Genomic DNA, 15,117 nt, shown 5'->3' with positions numbered 1-15,117 from the left:
GACGTTCAAACGTCTCGGTCCTCGCCGTCGAAGCCGAGCACGCGCATGCCGAACGAGGTCGCGAGGAGGATGGCCGTCTCGAGCGGAACGTGAGCGCCCTTCACCTTGTTCTTCGCCGGATCGACGAACAGATCCGAGGAGCGAGGGAACTGCGCATTGCGAAGGTCGCAATCGTCGAAGCGCGTCCCCGCGAAACGGCACTCCTCGAACACGGCGCCGGAGAGGTCCATCGACGCGAAGACCGACTCGGTGATCGCACACCGCAGAAAGCGCGTCTTGCGTAGCGCGAGCGAGTCCATCACGGTATAGCGGAGGTCGCAGTCCTCGAACGACACGTCGGGGAATTTCGCAATTTTCGTCCAGTTGATCCCCATCAGCTTGCAGGCCTTGAACGTCACGCCTCGCAGCGAGAGCATGGTGACGTCGGCTTGACGCAGATCACATTCCTCGAAGATGCAGCCCTCGAGTCGCGTCCGCGTCCATCGGCCCTCGCTGAGCCTGGAGCGTCGAAATACGCAATCGGAGAACTCTCGATCACCGAGGTTCGCTCGTTCGAGCGTGACCTTGTCGAACGTCTCGCCGTCGAACGAATTTTTACCTTCGAATGGATTCACTTCCCCTCCAGGCGCAATCCCCATGGGCCGGACACAATTGCCGCAGGCCCACGCGTTGTCAACGACTCGCGGAGGGGATTTGCCCGTCGTCATCCATGGCACCACGGTCGCGGGAGAGGACACGCCCAACAGCCGCAGCACGAGGTGCGTCTCCTAAGGTTTTTCCGCGGGCTTCTCCGGCGCCTTTTCCGCGCCCTCGTCGAGCAGCAGGAATTGCTCCGGCGTGAGCTTGCCGAGGAGCTCGGGCGGGTGCGCATCGCGCGCGGGCTCCACGCGCGTGAGCTTTTCATCGAGCAGCATCGTTTCGTAGTTCCGAAGAAACCGCAGGGTATCGATCCCCGCGCCCAACGCGCCCAACGCGCCCACCATCACGGCCGCCGTGGCCACCGACCGTCGCACGCGCCGTCTACGCACCCCCACGGGACAATCATCCGTCATCACCGTCCCGTCCTTGCGCTGGAAGTACCGGACGCAGAGCTTGCCCTCTTTTTCGCGAAGGAGCTGCTCCGCCTCCTGGGCCGTCAGGGCCGAGAGGTTGTAGACGTTCTTTTCGCAGGACGAACAGAACCTCACGCGATCGTCGCCCACCATCGAAGCCCATGCGGCGCTGCAAGGGGCCGCGACTTCGACACGCGAGAGCAAGGGCAAGCGCCGCTTTTCTTCGAGCCGGCGCTTCACGTCCGCGAGCTCCTCGCCGAGGTCCGCGGCCTCGCGCGATAGCTCGGCGAGCTCGCGTCGTTGCGCCTCGATGTGCGCGAGGCGCGCCTCGATTTCGGACTTCTTGATCTCCAGGGCGTGCGCGTCGTCGCGGTAGGCCATGGGCCCTTGGACGCTCGAACGCGCGTTTGGTTGGCGAGGCGCGCGCGAACGTTCGGGATCAGTTGCGGGCGTTCAGCGGATCCTTGCGCGTGGACACCAAAAACGGGTTCACCACGCTCGCCGGCACCGTCGTCCCCGCCGCCTGCGTGGCCGGCGTCTCGGTGGTCTTGCGCGGCAGCGGGCGCGGCACGGGCTTCGGGAGCGGGCGGGGCTCGGGCTCGGCGGCGGGGCCGAGGGCGAGCTCGATCGAAACCTTGGCCTTGGCGATCTGCGCGAGCGCATTGGCGCGCTCGCGCGGGCGGGCAGCGCTCGCTTGCTCGACCTCTTGCTCGGCGCGCTCCAGGAACGCGAGGCCCCGCGCGAGCTTCAGCCGCGTGATCTGCTCGGCCGTCGGCAGCTCCGCGTCACACGCAGCCGACTCCTGCACCGCCCCCCTGCCGACGACGACGACGAGCGCTCCCGCGAGCACCAGCGTCGAGACCTTCCACACGTTCACCATCACGTCCTCCCTCCGAGCGCGAGCGTCGCGCGATCGGCACGTTGCGAGGTGGGGCCTTTCTGTGACCAACTTTTTTTCGGGACGAGGATATCCTCGCCGCGATGACGGCCCTGTCCGCCCCGAGGTCCACCGAAGAGAAGTCCGGGACGAGCGCGAGGCGCCCGCTCGCCGACCTCTCCCCCCTGAAGGATCGCCACTTCCTCTCGATGCTGCCGGTGATCCTCCTGGCCGTGGCCCTGCCCTTCGTGGCCCGCGCCCTCGAGCCACTCTGGATCGACGCCTCCGCCCTGGCCCAAGCGCGCTTCTTCGCGCGGCTCTGCGTCGTCTTCCTCCTGCTCGCCTGCTTTCCGGCCGTGCTGATCTTGATCCGCCTCGGCGCCACGGACGTGACCGCGGGGCAACACCGGACGCTGCTCGCGATTTACCCGGCGCTCACCTCGGTCTGGCAGAGCGTCGTGGCCCTCGACGGGCTCGTCCTCGTCGCCTGGCCCGCCAAGATGGCCCTGCCGAGCTTCGCCTTCGACGTCACGCTCTCGGTGTTCTCGGCCGCGCTGATTCCGTTCGTCTTGCACCACCAGGCGTGGTTTTACGGATTCGACGCGGACGCGCTGCGCAGGGCGCGGGAGGTGCTCCGGAGCGAATCCATCGAGGGCGCGACGAGGCCGCTCGATACGCTCGATTATCGGGTGCTCCAGCTCGTCGGCAAGAACGGCAGCGACATCGCGACCGTGATGATCAACGACGTGGGGCTCGGCCACCGCGACCTCATGCTGCGATTGCAGAAGCTCGTGGCGCTCGGCTACCTGGAGCTCGTCGAGGAGATGCACGGGCCGCAGGTCGTGCTGACGACGCTCGCCACGGATACGCTCGCCTTGCCGGTCTCGCTTTTCACCTGGGACACCGACGATCGGGAGACCTTGCGGGAGCTCGCCTCGGCACGGCTCTCGCTCGAAGCGCGCGAGCCGCAGCGGGTCGTGGTGGCGTGCGCGCGGCTCGCCGAGACGATGCTCAAGCGAATGCTTTCGAAGGTGACGCCGGCCGTCACGCAGGTGGGCGGCAAGGACATCGGCAAGGCGACGCTCGGCGAGCTCGTGCAAGCGTGCCGGCAGCACAAGCGGATCGGAAAGTTCGAGGACAGCGTGTTCGGCGCGATCAACGAGCGGCGGAAGAAGATCCACGCCCGCGACCACGAGAAGCCGATCGACGATCAGGACGCATTCGTGATTTATACGCTCACCGAGATCGTGGCGCGCGAGGTGCTGCGGCGCGGGGACGAGGCGCCGGCCGATTGAAGCGAAAAACGATCAGGGCGAGAGCTCGAGGAAAAACGCGTCGAATCCGCCGGCGCTCTGGGGCTCGTCGAGGACGCCCGCGAGCTTGCTCTGGAAGCCGCCGACGAGCAGCGGGCGGCCCGTCAAGGGGGAGACGTCGACGGCGGTGACGCCCTGCGACCAGGCGTCGCCATAGTCGTGGCCCCAGACGACATCGAGGGTCCCGCCCCGCAGCTTGAAGGCGCAGCCGTCCCCGTCGAGCACGCTCGATGTTTCGAGGAGCTTGATGCCAAGCTCGAGCTGCTTCGAGAAATAGCAGCCGATCACGACATCCCCGGCCGGATCGAACGCGACGCCCGTCCCGGACTGGATACCGGGTCCTTGAAATGCCGCGCTCCGGAGGAGCGCGCCGTCCGTCGACGAATAAAACGCGACGAACATGTCCGGGATGTCCACCTCTCCGTTCGTGTATTGCTTGCCGAGGAGGTCGATCGTCCCGCCGCTGAATTTGCCGACGAGCGCAATTTCGCCAGTCTTCGGGGAGATGTCGATCGCGTCGACGATCTTGTTGCCCGACCCGGCCGTTTTCTGCGCCCATTTCACCTCGCCCGACGCCGCGTCGAGCCGCGCGAGGAACATGTCTTTGCCCTGGGTGACCGCACCCTCGAGCGACCCGAAGGAGCTCACCCCATCCATGAGCCCCGTCGCGATGAGGTCGCCGTCGTTCGTGACCGCGAGCGCGTAGACCGCCTGAAATCCCTCGCCGCTCACCGGCACCTGCCAGCGGAACGTGCCGTCGGGCTTGTAGGAGACCATGAACCCGTCGCCCGTGCCGAGCGCCTCGAGCCCTTCCTTGCCGCCGAAATTCACCGCCCCCGTGAACGAGCCGCCGAGGTAGACATTGCCCTCCGCATCGAACGCGACAGCGTGCGCCACCTGGTAGGCGTCGTTGCCGATGCCTTTGACGTACCGGAGCGCGCCCGTCGCGTCGAATACGGCCAGAAACGCGTCCGACGAGCTCGCCAGCGAGGTGAACGACTGGATCCCGATCTGGAGCTTGCCGCTGAAATACCCGGCCACCGCGACGTCGCCGTTCGGCGCGACCGCGAGACTCGCGACCTGGACCAGCGTGCCATCCTGCCCCGGCACGAACTTGCTCGACCAATCCGAGAGCGTCCCGTCAGGGGCGCGCCGGGTGAGCAGGACGTGGCCGGCTTTCGGCAAGCCCTCGGGCTCCGCCGTCCCCGACCCGAAGCCGCCCAGGAACACCACGCCGTCGCGCGCGGCCGCGACGGCATGGTAGACGTCGTCCTTCTGGGTGACGACCCCCTGCGCGAGGGAAATCGTGTCCCCGTCGCAGACCGCCTCCGCGGTGCAGCCGTCGCCCAGCCCCGGCGGAGGCGGCGGCTCGTATTGCGTGACCGTGCATCCCCCCACGGAAACGAGACCCGAACCGAGAACGACCGCAAGCGCAAGCTTCCTCATACGCCATACTCCCTTCGAGCGCCGAGCCGTCGCCTTTCGAGCGGCAGGAGCTCGACGCAATGCGCCAGATTGTCGAGGCGCCTGGAAGCGGCGTCAATCTTTGGAAATGTGTAATCTTTTTCGCGGGGGAGGCGCGAAAGGAGGGAGGCGGGGCGGATCAGCCGAGGGCGGCGATCGCGGCGTCGTAATTCGGCTCCTGCGCGATCTCGGGGACGAGCTCGGCGTGGAGGACCTTGTTGCCTTCATCGAGGACGACGACGGCGCGCGCCGTGAGGCCGGCGAAGGGGCTGTCGGTGATCTCCACGCCGTAATCCTTGCCGAACGAGGAGCGGAACGCGGAGAGCGTCTCGACCTTGTCGAGGCCCTCGGCGCCGCAGAAGCGCTTCTGCGCGAAGGGCAGGTCCTCGGAGATGTTCAGCACGGTCACGCCCTTCTCGGACGCGAGCTTGTTGAACTTGCGCACCGAGATGGCGCAAACGGGCGTGTCGATGCTCGGGAAGATATTGAGGATCTTCTTGCCCGAGAACGACGCGAGCGTGGCCCGGGAGAGGTCCGCCCGGACGAGGTTGAAATCGGGCGCCGCGCCCCCCTTCGTCGGGAGATCGCCGGTCGTGTGAATCGCATTGCCCTTCAGCGTGATCGTCGCCATGGTGGGTGTTCTCCGTGTTCGGTTTGGCGCGGAGTGTACACACTGCCAACCCGACCACAAGGGGCGAAGCTCACCCTACGTGACGTCCGGCAGTCCCTCGATGCCCACGAGCTTCGCGCTGACCTCGTAGAGCCGGCGCTGGAGCGCGCGATCGTGCGACGCCTTCGACGAGGCCTCCTCGCGCTCGTCGGCGAAGTATTTGCCGGTGACCCCGGCGAGCGTGGGGTCGATCGCGAGCCGGACGGACGTGGCGGCGCCCTGCGCGACCGTGCCCCCGCCCATGCCGAAGCCGCTGCGCAAGAGCTTCGTGCCGATGACCCCCGGATGCAGCGCGTTCGACGTGACACGCGTCCCGGCGAGGCGCCGCGCCATTTCATACGCAAAGAGCACGTTCGCGAGCTTCGACGTGGCATACGCCGCGTATCCGTGAAAATAACGCTCGGACGTGAGGTCGGTGAATTCGATTTGCCCGCGGGTATGGGCGATCGAGCTCACGGTGACGATGCGGCCCTCTTTGCTCGCGCGGAGGCGCGGCAAGAGCAGGTGCGTGAGCAGGAACGGCGCGAGGTGATTGACGGCGAACGTCGTCTCGAATCCGTCCTCCGTGAGCGTTCGCTCGTGCATGAAGACGCCGGCATTGTTGAGCAGCACGTCGAGCCGATCCACGCGGGCCTCGACGTCCGCGGCGAGCGCGCGCACGGCGGCCATCGACGAGAGATCCGCGGCGACGGGCGCGAGGTCGTTCGAGCGGCTCTCGCGGGCGAGCGCCTCACACGCCGCCTTCGCCTTCGCCGCAGAGCGCCCGTGCACGAGGACGTGGGCGCCGCGGCGAAGGAGCTCGAGCGCGGTCTGGCGTCCGATTCCATCGGTCGCGCCGGTGACGAGGATGATCTGCTGCGGGGACATGGTGCTCACGGCGCGCTCGCAGGCTCCGGCGGTCCGGCGTCCTTCACCGCGACGGAGCCGATGAGCGACATCGTGCGGCGCTCGTAGTTTGGATCGTCGCTCGTGGACTCGAAATAGATGCGCGTCCCGTCCTCGGAGAAGAGCGGATAGCGCTCCTTCCATGGGTTCTTGGTCAAGCGACGGACGTGCTTTTGCTCGACGTCGAACAGGTACACGTCGCCGTGAAGGGTGAACGTGACGAGCTTGCCGTCGGGCGAGAAGCTCGGGTTCTCCGAGACCGATCCGATATCGAAGCGCACGAGCTTGCCCGCCTCGACGTCGAACACCGCGAAGCCCGTCCCCGTCGTCTCCATGACGAGCATCTTGCCGTCGCGGCTCGCTTCGAGGGCCGCGAAGCGCTCGTGGTCCTGCGCCTCGTGGAGCGACGTCACGGCGGGCGGCGACGCCCCGAGGTCCGTGACGTACAAGCTCTGGCGCGGGGTTTTCGGTTCCTCGCCGTCCGGTCCGGGCTCGATGCGCGCGATCGGCGTGTGCAGGAACGCGAGCCGGCTCGGGCCGAGCCAGGCAATGCCCGAGAAAAAGCCGCCCTCGGGCCCGCGCTCGAAGAGCGTCTTGCCGTCGTCGAGCGCGACGACGAGCAGGTTGCCCGGACAATCGCGGCAGGGGCGATCGTAAAGCGCGGCCGCCTTTCCGCCCGGCGCGACCTCGGGCGAGGAGAATCGGTGCTCCTCGTCGATGCGCAGGCGCCGCGCCTTGCCGTCGGGGTCGACCACGGTGAGCGTCTTCGCCCAGCCGAAGAGGTCCTCCGCGAACACGACGCGCCCGCCGTCCGGCGCGGCCGCCGGATAGCTGAAGAGGTGATAGCCGCTCCAGAGCTGCTTTCGTTCGCCGCCGGGCTGCCTCCATTCGAGGGTTTCGAGGCCGGTGATCCACGAGAGCTTCATCGTGCGCGGCGCGACGAACGGCGTGATGTCGGCCGTCTTCACGAGAAACCCGGGCGCGGCCGATCCGCCGAGTGCGTCGTCGGCGCCGAGGGCGCTGTGGTAGGTGACCTTCGCGGGGCCCTTGTCGAACTCCTTGCGGCGCTTCGCGAGGTCCTCGTAGGTGCGCTGCGCCTCGCCGAGGCGGTCGCCGCGGGCCTCGACGTATTGCTTCGCCTTGGCCACGTGGTCGGCGAGCTTGATGTCGCTGCCCTTGAAAATGCTCTCGATCGCCGGGTGCTTGATCAGGTGCGGGACGACCTGATCGAAGGCCTGGAGCGCGAGCGTCTCGGCGAGGCGGCGCAAGGCTTCGGTCTTCTGCTTGCCGCCCGCCCAGCCCACGAGGTGGCCGCTCTGCGCGACCTCGTCGCGGACGTGGTGCACCTCGAACGAAGCGTCCGCGCGGGCCTCGAAGTACCCGCCCTCCACCGGATGTTCGATCGTCTCGGGCGTGAGCTTGGCCTTCACCACGAACGAAGCGCGGAGCTTCTTCGCAGCCGCCTCGGGACTCTCGGCCTCGCGCAGGACCTCGAGGACCTCGGGGTCACCGGCGCGCACGGGCTCGAACCCGATCGCGTCGAGGCGCTGGCAAAGCTCGTTCACGAGCATCGCCGAGGCGCGCGAGCCGTCCCAAAAGTGACCGTCGAGGTCGACCGCGACGACGACGCGCAGCGGCTCGGGCTCGCTCGCAGCGCGCAGGCCGAAGAAGCCGGCCACACCCGCGAGCGCGGCGAACACACCGGCGACGGGCCAGAAGCGGCGCTTGCGGGGGACGAGCTCCGGCGGGATCTCGGTCTCGGTCTCGGCAGGCTCGACGGGGGTGGTCATGGCCGTAGGTTCGCGCATAACCTCGCGGCGCGCGGGAGGCAATGGTAGCGTCATCAGTCGGGGCAGAGGGTGGGGATATGCGCGGGAGCGGGGAGACCCTGGGGGGGCGGTTCGAGCTCGTGCGGCTCGCGGGGACCGGCGGGATGGGCGACGTCTACGAAGCGCGGGAGCGCTCGACGGGCGAGCGGCTCGCCGTGAAGGTGCTCCGGGCGGTTCGGGAAGACGCGGCCGCGCGCTTCGAGCGGGAGGCGACGATCCTCTCCACCTCGTCGCATCCGCATATCGTGCGGTACGTGGCGCGCGGGGCGCTTCCGTCCGGCGAGCCTTGGCTCGTGATGGAATGGCTCGAGGGGGAGGACCTCGCGAGCCGCCTCCGGCGCGGGCCGCTCAGCGTCGGGGAAGCCGTTCGATTGCTGCGCGCGGCAGCCGAGGCGCTCGGCGCGATGCACGCGCGGGGCGTCGTGCATCGCGACGTCAAGCCGGCCAACCTGTTCCTCGTGGGCGGGCGCATCGAGGGATTGAAGGTGCTCGATTTCGGCATTGCCCAGCTCCCGGGGGCCTCGCGGCTGACGGACACCGGCCTCGTCGTCGGGACGCCCGGGTACATGGCCCCCGAGCAAGCGAGCGATCGAGAGGCAGTGGGCACGCGGGCCGACGTCTTCTCGCTCGGCGCGGTCCTCTTCGAGTGCCTGACCGGTCGGCCTGCGTTTCCAGGGGCGACGTTCCTGGCCGTCGTGAGCAAGACGCTCTTCGAAGAACCCCCGCCGCTGCGGGAGCTCGTCCCGCGGGCGCCGGAGGGGCTCGCGACGCTCGTCGCGCACATGCTTTCGAAACACCCGGAAGGCCGGCCGGCCGACGGACAGGCGGTCGCTGCGGCTCTCTCGGCCTCGTGGATCGTGGACGACGACGCCCCGGCGCCGGAGCGCCCCCGGGGCGCGCTCACCGGCAGCGAGCGGCGCGCCGTCGTGCGGCGCCAGGCCGCGGAGGGACCGCGGCTGCTCCTCGGAAAACCCACGCCGTACGTGGGCCGGGAGCGCGACCTCGCCATGGTCTCGCAGCTCTTCGAGGAATGCGTGGAAGACCGGCTCGCGCACGGCGTGCTCGTCGTGGCGCCGCCGGGGATGGGCAAATCGCGCCTGGCCCACGAGCTCGCGCGGGCGCTCCGCGACCGAAAGGATTCCATTCAAATCTGGAGCGCGCGCGCCGATCCGCTCCGGCAAAGCTCGGCGCTCGGCCTCCTCGGGCAAGCGCTTCGCGGCGCGTGCGGGCTTCAGGAAGGTCAGCCGCTCGAAGCACGAAGGGACGCGCTGCTCGCGCGCGTCAGCGAGCGCATGGGCGCCGCCGGGCGGCCCGTGGCCGAGCTCCTCGGCGAGATCACCTCCGCGCCATTTCCCGACGCGGAGAGCACGCCGCTCCGCGAGGCGCGCAAGAATGCCCAGCTCCTCGCCGATCGCATCCAGGACGCCTGGCTCTCCTTCGTGCAAGCCGAATGCAGCGCGGGGCCGGTCTTGCTCCTGCTCGACGACTTGCAATGGAGCGATCGACCGACGGCGCAGCTCGTGGACGCCGCGCTGCGGGAATGTCGGAGCGCGCCGCTCTTCGTGCTCGCGCTCGCGCGGCCGGAGGTCCACGACGTCTTTCCGAACCTCTGGTCGAAGCGGCGTTTTTACGAGCTGCGGCTCCGGAAGCTCGGCCCGAAGGCGAGCGAGCAGCTCGTCCGGCACGTGCTCGGCGACGCGGCCTCGGGCGAGACCGTCGCGCGGATCTGCGCGCTCTCCGATGGCAATGCGTTTTACCTGGAGGAGCTCATCCGCGCGGCGGAGGAGAAGCGGACGACGCTCCCCTTGACGGTCGTCTCGATGGTGCAATCGAGGCTCGCGCAGCTCGACGGCACGGCGCGGCGCATGCTGCGGGCGGCGAGCGTCTTCGGCGAGACGTTCTGGGCCGGCGGGGTCGCGGCCTTGCTCGGCCCGAGCCACCACGTATCCGAGGTGCGGGAGGCATTTTCGCGGCTCATGGACGGCGAGCTCGTCGTGAAGGCGCGCGAGAGCCGGTTTCCCGGCGAGGACGAGCTCCGCTTCCGCCACGCGCTCTTCCGGGAAGGCGCGTATTCGATGCTCCTCGGCGACGATCGGGCGCTCGGCCACCGTCTCGCGGGGGAATGGCTCGAGCGGCACGGCGAGCAGGACCCAACGGTGCTGGCCGAGCATTTCGAGCGCGGCGGCGACCTCGAACGCGCCTGCCATTACCACGCGCGCGCCGCCGAGCGGTCGTTTGCGCGGTTCGATCTCGACTCCGTCTTCACACACGTCGAGCGCGGGGTCGCGTGCGGCGCGCGCGGCGAGGAGCTTTTGGATCTGCGGAGCTGGCAGGTCATGGCCCATCATTACCGGTGGAGCTTCACGGACGAGGTCCTGCGCCTGGGCGAGGAGGTGCGGGCGCTCGCGCGGCCCGGCAGCGCCGCCTGGTGCAGGGCCACGTTCGTGCTTTGCTCGTACTGCATGTTCACGGGCCGCTCGGAGCGAGCCATGGAGTTCGTCGCGGACATGGCCGCCGCCCAGCCGGACCGCTCGGCCCGCACCATGGCGATGGAAATGGCGTCGATGATCGTCACAGGGTTCGCCGTGGCCGGCGAGCGCGCGATGGCGCGCGACATGCTCACCTACGTGCGGCGCGCCGAGGACGCCCTGGAGACGACGGACATCCGCGAGCGCTGCCATGCCTTTCAGACCCGGGCCTGTCATCTCATGTTGCTGGAGCTCGATCCCTGGGAGGCCCTCGTCCTCTTCCGCAAGGTGGCCGCGGGCTTCCTGGAGGTGGGGGATCTCCGGCACCTGGTATTCACGCATTGCGGCGCCGCGCTCATGCTGACCTGGATGGGGCAACGCGAGAAGGCCGAGGCGCTCGCGCGTGAAGCGCGGACCCTCGCGCAGCGCGTGGGGGATCCGCTGATGAGCGCGCAAGTCACGAGCACCATGCAATGGATCCTCATGATGCTCGGCGGCGAACGCGACGCCGAAGAGCTCGCGCGCCTCGCGCGCGAGAGCATCGACCTTTACCCCGCGTCGACGCTGTTCGCGAGGTTCGCGCGCGGGTGCCTCGCGAGCGCATTGCTGCACGAAGGGGACCTCGCGGGCGCCGAGGCGGAGGCGCGCGAGGCGCGCGAGGCCCTTTCGACCATGCCGAGTTATCGGCTGCCCGCCTCGACGTTCCTCGTCACGTCCCTCCTGCGGCAAGGCCGCGCGGCCGAGGCGCGCGAGATCGCCGAGCAGGAGCTCGCGCGGCTCTCGGCGCAGGGGTGCATGGGGATCACCGAGAGCCGATTGCGCCTGGCCGTCGTGGAGGCCCGCATGGCGACGGGAGACATCGAGGCGACACGGGGGGCGCTCGGCGTGGCGCGCGAGGGGCTCCTTTCGACGGCGGCGCGCATCGAGGATCCTGAATTCCGGCGGAGCTTCCTCGAAGACGTGCCGGTGCATCGGAGGACGCTCGCGCTCGCGGAGGAGCTCGGCGTCGGGGAGGCGCATTGAGCACGAACGTGGGTCTTTCGCAGGCCGAAGCTTCGCGGCGCCTCGCCGTCCACGGGCGGAACGTCCTGCTCGCCGGGCATCGGCGCGCGACGATTCTGGAGTTCTTGGCTCGATTCAAGAACCCGCTCGTTCTCCTCTTGCTCGCGGCGTGCGTCGTCTCCGCGGCGACGGGAGACCTCGAGAGCTCCACGATCATCATGGTCATGGTCGTGCTCAGCGTGGTCCTCGATTTCGTGCAGGAGCACCGCGCCGGCCGGGCGGCCGAGGAGCTGCGCAAAGCGACGCGCGTCCGCGCCACGGTCGTGCGGGACGGCGCGGCGCGCGAGGTCCCGACCGAGGAGGTCGTGCCTGGCGACGTCGTGGTCCTCGCGGCCGGTGATCTCGTCCCCGCCGATGGGACGCTGATCGAAGCGCGTGACCTCTTCGTCAATCAGGCGCTCCTGACGGGCGAGCCTTATCCCGTGGAAAAACACCCGGGGCCGAGCGCGGACGCGACGAACGCGGACGGCGCCGCGGCCGAGGTCTTCATGGGCACGTCCGTGATCAGCGGCAGCGCCAAGGCCGTGATCACGCGGACGGGGACGAACACGGCGGTCGGCAAGATCGGCGTCGCGCTTTCGAGACAGGCGCCGCCCACGGCGTTCGAGATGGGCACGCGCAATTTCGGCCTGCTCATCCTGCGCCTCGCGATGTGGATGGTGCTGTTCGTGCTGCTCGTGAACCTCGTCCGCGAGCGCACGTGGCTCACCTCGTTCCTGTTCGCGATTGCGCTCGCCGTGGGCCTCACGCCGGAGCTGCTCCCCATGGTCGTCTCGGTGACCCTGGCGCGCGGCGCGCTGCGGATGTCGCGAAAGAAGGTCCTCGTCAAACGGCTCTCGGCCATTCACGACCTCGGGAGCATGGACGTGCTCTGCACGGACAAGACGGGGACCTTGACCGAGGCGCGCATTCGCCTCGAACAGCACCTCGACCCGCAGGGCCGCGACAGCCCGCGGGTGCTCGAGCTCGCCTATCTCAACAGCTTCTTCGAATCCGGCCTCAAGAGCCCCCTCGACGAGGCGATCCTGCGGCATGAGACCGTCGATATTCGCGGCTGGGAGAAGCTCGACGAGGTGCCGTTCGATTTCGAGCGGAGGCGCATCTCGGTGCTGGTCCGGCGAAACGGGGACACGCGGCTCGTCGTGAAGGGCGCGTTCGAGGAGATCCTGCGGGTCTCGACGCATTACGAGGGCGACGCGCCGGGCGACGTCCGTCCCCTCGACGCGGCGGCGCGGCGCGCGTTCTCCGAGCGATTCGAAGACCTCGGGCGGGAGGGGTACCGCGTGCTCGGGATCGCCTGGAAAGCCGAGGGGCCCGAATGCAAGCACGTGGTCATCCGCGACGAGACGGAGCTCGTCTTCGCGGGCTTCGCGGCCTTCGAGGACCCGCCGAAGGAGAGCGCGGGCGCGGCGCTCCGCGCGCTCTCGGGCGCGGGCGTATCCGTGGTGATCGTGACGGGGGACAACGAGCACGTGGCCGCGCACGTTTGCAAAAAGCTCGGCATCGAGGTGCGCGGTTGCCTGACGGGCGACGAGCTCGACCGGCTCGACGTGCACGCGCTCGACGCGCGCGTGGAGACCGTGAACCTGTTTTGCCGGCTGAACCCGACGCAAAAGAACCGGGTGATCCTCGCCTTGAAGAAACGAAGGCGGGTCGTCGGATATCTCGGCGACGGGATCAACGACGCGCCGTCGTTGCATTCGGCGGACGTGGGGATCTCGGTGGACAGCGCGGTCGACGTGGCGAAAGAGGCGGCGGACATCATCCTGCTCGAACGGGACCTCTCGGTGGTGGCCGACGGCATTGTCGAGGGGCGGCGGACGCTTGGCAACATCCTCAAATACATCCTGATGGGGACGAGCTCGAACTTCGGCAACATGTTCAGCATGGCCGGCGCGTCCCTGTTCTTGCCGTTCTTGCCCATGTTGCCGGCGCAGATCCTCCTGAACAATTTTCTGTACGACCTCTCGGAGATGCCCATCCCCACGGACCGGGTGGACGAGGACTTCGTGGCCCGGCCGCACCGGTGGGACATGCCGTTCATTCGTCGCTTCATGCTGGCGATCGGGCCGGTGAGCTCGCTCTTCGATTTCGTGACCTTCGTGCTGCTCTTGCACCTGTTCAAGGGAGACGAACGGCTGTTCCAGACGGGCTGGTTCGTCGAATCGCTGGCGACGCAGGTGCTCGTGATTTTCGTGATCCGGACGCAGGGCAGTCCGCTGCGAGGCAAGCCGAGCCGGGCCCTGCTCGTGACGAGCCTGTCGATGGTCGCGCTCGCGATGCTCCTGCCGTTCACGCCGATCGGGCTGAAGGTCGGGCTCGCGCCGCTGCCGCCGGTGTTTTTCGTGATCCTCGTGCCGCTCGTGGTGGCGTATCTGGGGGCGGTCGAGATCGTGAAGCGGTGGTTTTATCGGCGGTTCGGGTGGGGCTGAGCGGTCGCCGCGTCAGCGGCGGCGACAGGGGACGGGCGGGACATCATTCCGGGCAGAGGTGATGGTTCGGGCCACACGCGTATTGATCGATGCAATACCCATCCGAGGCCACGAACGGATGCACGATCTTGAAGCCGCCGCCGGGACACAGCACGTTCCACGTGGTCACGGAGCAATAGTAGACGGGATCGCACGCCCCCAGGCAGGTCCCCGAACCATCGCATACATCCATGTACGTGCCGGGATTGCCGTCGTCGCAGGCCGCCCCTGCTGACTTTGGCGTATAGTCGCACATCCCATTGGAGCAGTTGGGGGTCGCTTCGTAGCACCCGTCGAGCGGTGCATCACACGTGATCGAGGTCCCGCCGCAGGAGCCGCTGCCGTTGCAGACGTCGCCTGTCGTGCAGGCATTGCCGTCGTTGCACGTGCTGCCATTCGCCTTGGTCGGGTTCGAGCAGGCGCCCGTCGACGTGTTGCAGGTGCCCACATCGTGGCACTGGCTCTGCGCCGTGCAAACCCTCGGGTTCCCCCCCGTACACGTGCCCGACTGGCAGGTGTCCGTCTGCGTGCAGGCATTGCCGTCATTGCACGTGCTGCCATTCGCTTTCGTCGGGTTCGAGCAGGTGCCCGTCGACGGGTCGCAGGTCCCCGCATTGTGACACTGGCTCTGCGCCGTGCAGACCCTCGGGTTTCCCCCCGTACACGTGCCCGACTGGCAGGTGTCCGTCTGCGTGCAGGCATTGCCGTCATTGCACGCGCTGCCATTCGCTTTCGTCGGGTTCGAGCAGGTGCCCGTCGACGGGTTGCAGGTCCCCGCATTGTGACACTGGCTCTGCGCCGTGCAGACCCTCGGGTTTCCCCCCGTGCACGTGCCCGACTGGCAGGTGTCCGTCTGCGTGCACGCATTGCCGTCATTGCACGTGCTGCCATTCACCTTGGTCGGGTTCGAGCAGGTGCCCGTCGACGGGTTGCAGGTCCCCGCATTGTGACACTGGCTCTGCGCCGTGCAGACCCTCGGGTTTCCCCCCGTGCACGTGCCCGACTGGCAGGTGTCCGTCTGCGTGC

At 68.4% G+C, this 15,117-nt stretch carries 10 protein-coding genes and 1 pseudogene; 3 read left to right on the top strand and 8 right to left on the bottom strand.

The annotated features are described in order from the left end of the window. Positions 1–5 precede the first annotated feature (5 nt). From QHF85_RS18580 to QHF85_RS18570, 3 genes are all read right to left on the bottom strand, one after another. Positions 6–614, bottom strand: coding sequence for a pentapeptide repeat-containing protein (locus tag QHF85_RS18580; protein WP_281328553.1), 609 nt, complete (start codon positions 612–614; stop codon positions 6–8). A gap of 153 nt (positions 615–767) precedes the next feature. Beyond that, entirely contained in the window at positions 768–1,433 is a 666-nt protein-coding gene (locus QHF85_RS18575; RefSeq protein WP_281328552.1) for a hypothetical protein, read from the bottom strand. Positions 1,434–1,491: 58 nt separating this feature from the next. After that, complete coding sequence (locus QHF85_RS18570; RefSeq protein ID WP_281328551.1) at positions 1,492–1,932, bottom strand: hypothetical protein; 441 nt, start codon at positions 1,930–1,932, stop codon at positions 1,492–1,494. 101 nt (positions 1,933–2,033) lie between these two features. On the opposite strand from QHF85_RS18570, the gene QHF85_RS18565 reads away from it, so the two are divergent. Beyond that, positions 2,034–3,224: a hypothetical protein gene (locus QHF85_RS18565; RefSeq protein ID WP_281328550.1), complete on the top strand. Its 1,191-nt coding sequence runs from the start codon at positions 2,034–2,036 to the stop codon at positions 3,222–3,224. Positions 3,225–3,236: 12 nt separating this feature from the next. On the opposite strand, the gene QHF85_RS18560 is transcribed toward QHF85_RS18565, so the two are convergent. From QHF85_RS18560 to QHF85_RS18545, 4 genes are all read right to left on the bottom strand, one after another. Further along, positions 3,237–4,688, bottom strand: a complete 1,452-nt coding sequence (locus tag QHF85_RS18560; protein ID WP_281328549.1) for a hypothetical protein — start codon at positions 4,686–4,688, stop codon at positions 3,237–3,239. A gap of 157 nt (positions 4,689–4,845) precedes the next feature. Beyond that, on the bottom strand, positions 4,846–5,337 hold the full coding sequence (tpx, locus tag QHF85_RS18555) for a thiol peroxidase (protein ID WP_281328548.1): 492 nt from the start codon (positions 5,335–5,337) through the stop codon (positions 4,846–4,848). A gap of 75 nt (positions 5,338–5,412) precedes the next feature. Further along, a complete protein-coding gene (locus tag QHF85_RS18550) occupies positions 5,413–6,243 on the bottom strand; it encodes an SDR family oxidoreductase (RefSeq protein ID WP_281328697.1) in 831 nt (276 codons plus the stop codon). 5 nt (positions 6,244–6,248) lie between these two features. After that, positions 6,249–8,051, bottom strand: coding sequence for a hypothetical protein (locus QHF85_RS18545; RefSeq protein ID WP_281328547.1), 1,803 nt, complete (start codon positions 8,049–8,051; stop codon positions 6,249–6,251). Between the two features lie 77 nt (positions 8,052–8,128). On the opposite strand from QHF85_RS18545, the gene QHF85_RS18540 reads away from it, so the two are divergent. Then, positions 8,129–11,581, top strand: a complete 3,453-nt coding sequence (locus QHF85_RS18540) for a serine/threonine-protein kinase (protein ID WP_281328546.1) — start codon at positions 8,129–8,131, stop codon at positions 11,579–11,581. After that, entirely contained in the window at positions 11,578–14,052 is a 2,475-nt protein-coding gene (gene mgtA, locus QHF85_RS18535; protein ID WP_281328545.1) for a magnesium-translocating P-type ATPase, read from the top strand. Before QHF85_RS18540 ends, mgtA begins: the two co-directional genes overlap by 4 nt. Positions 14,053–14,095: 43 nt before the next feature. Here mgtA and QHF85_RS18530 read toward each other — a convergent pair. Then, a pseudogene (locus QHF85_RS18530) lies at positions 14,096–15,117 on the bottom strand (hypothetical protein); the annotation flags it as partial.

The organism is Polyangium sp. 6x1 (assembly GCF_029946515.1).
Classification (GTDB): Bacteria; Myxococcota_A; Polyangia; order Polyangiales; family Polyangiaceae; genus Polyangium.
Note: the sequence above shows the minus strand (reverse complement) of the source record. Positions and strands in the feature narration are given on the sequence as shown.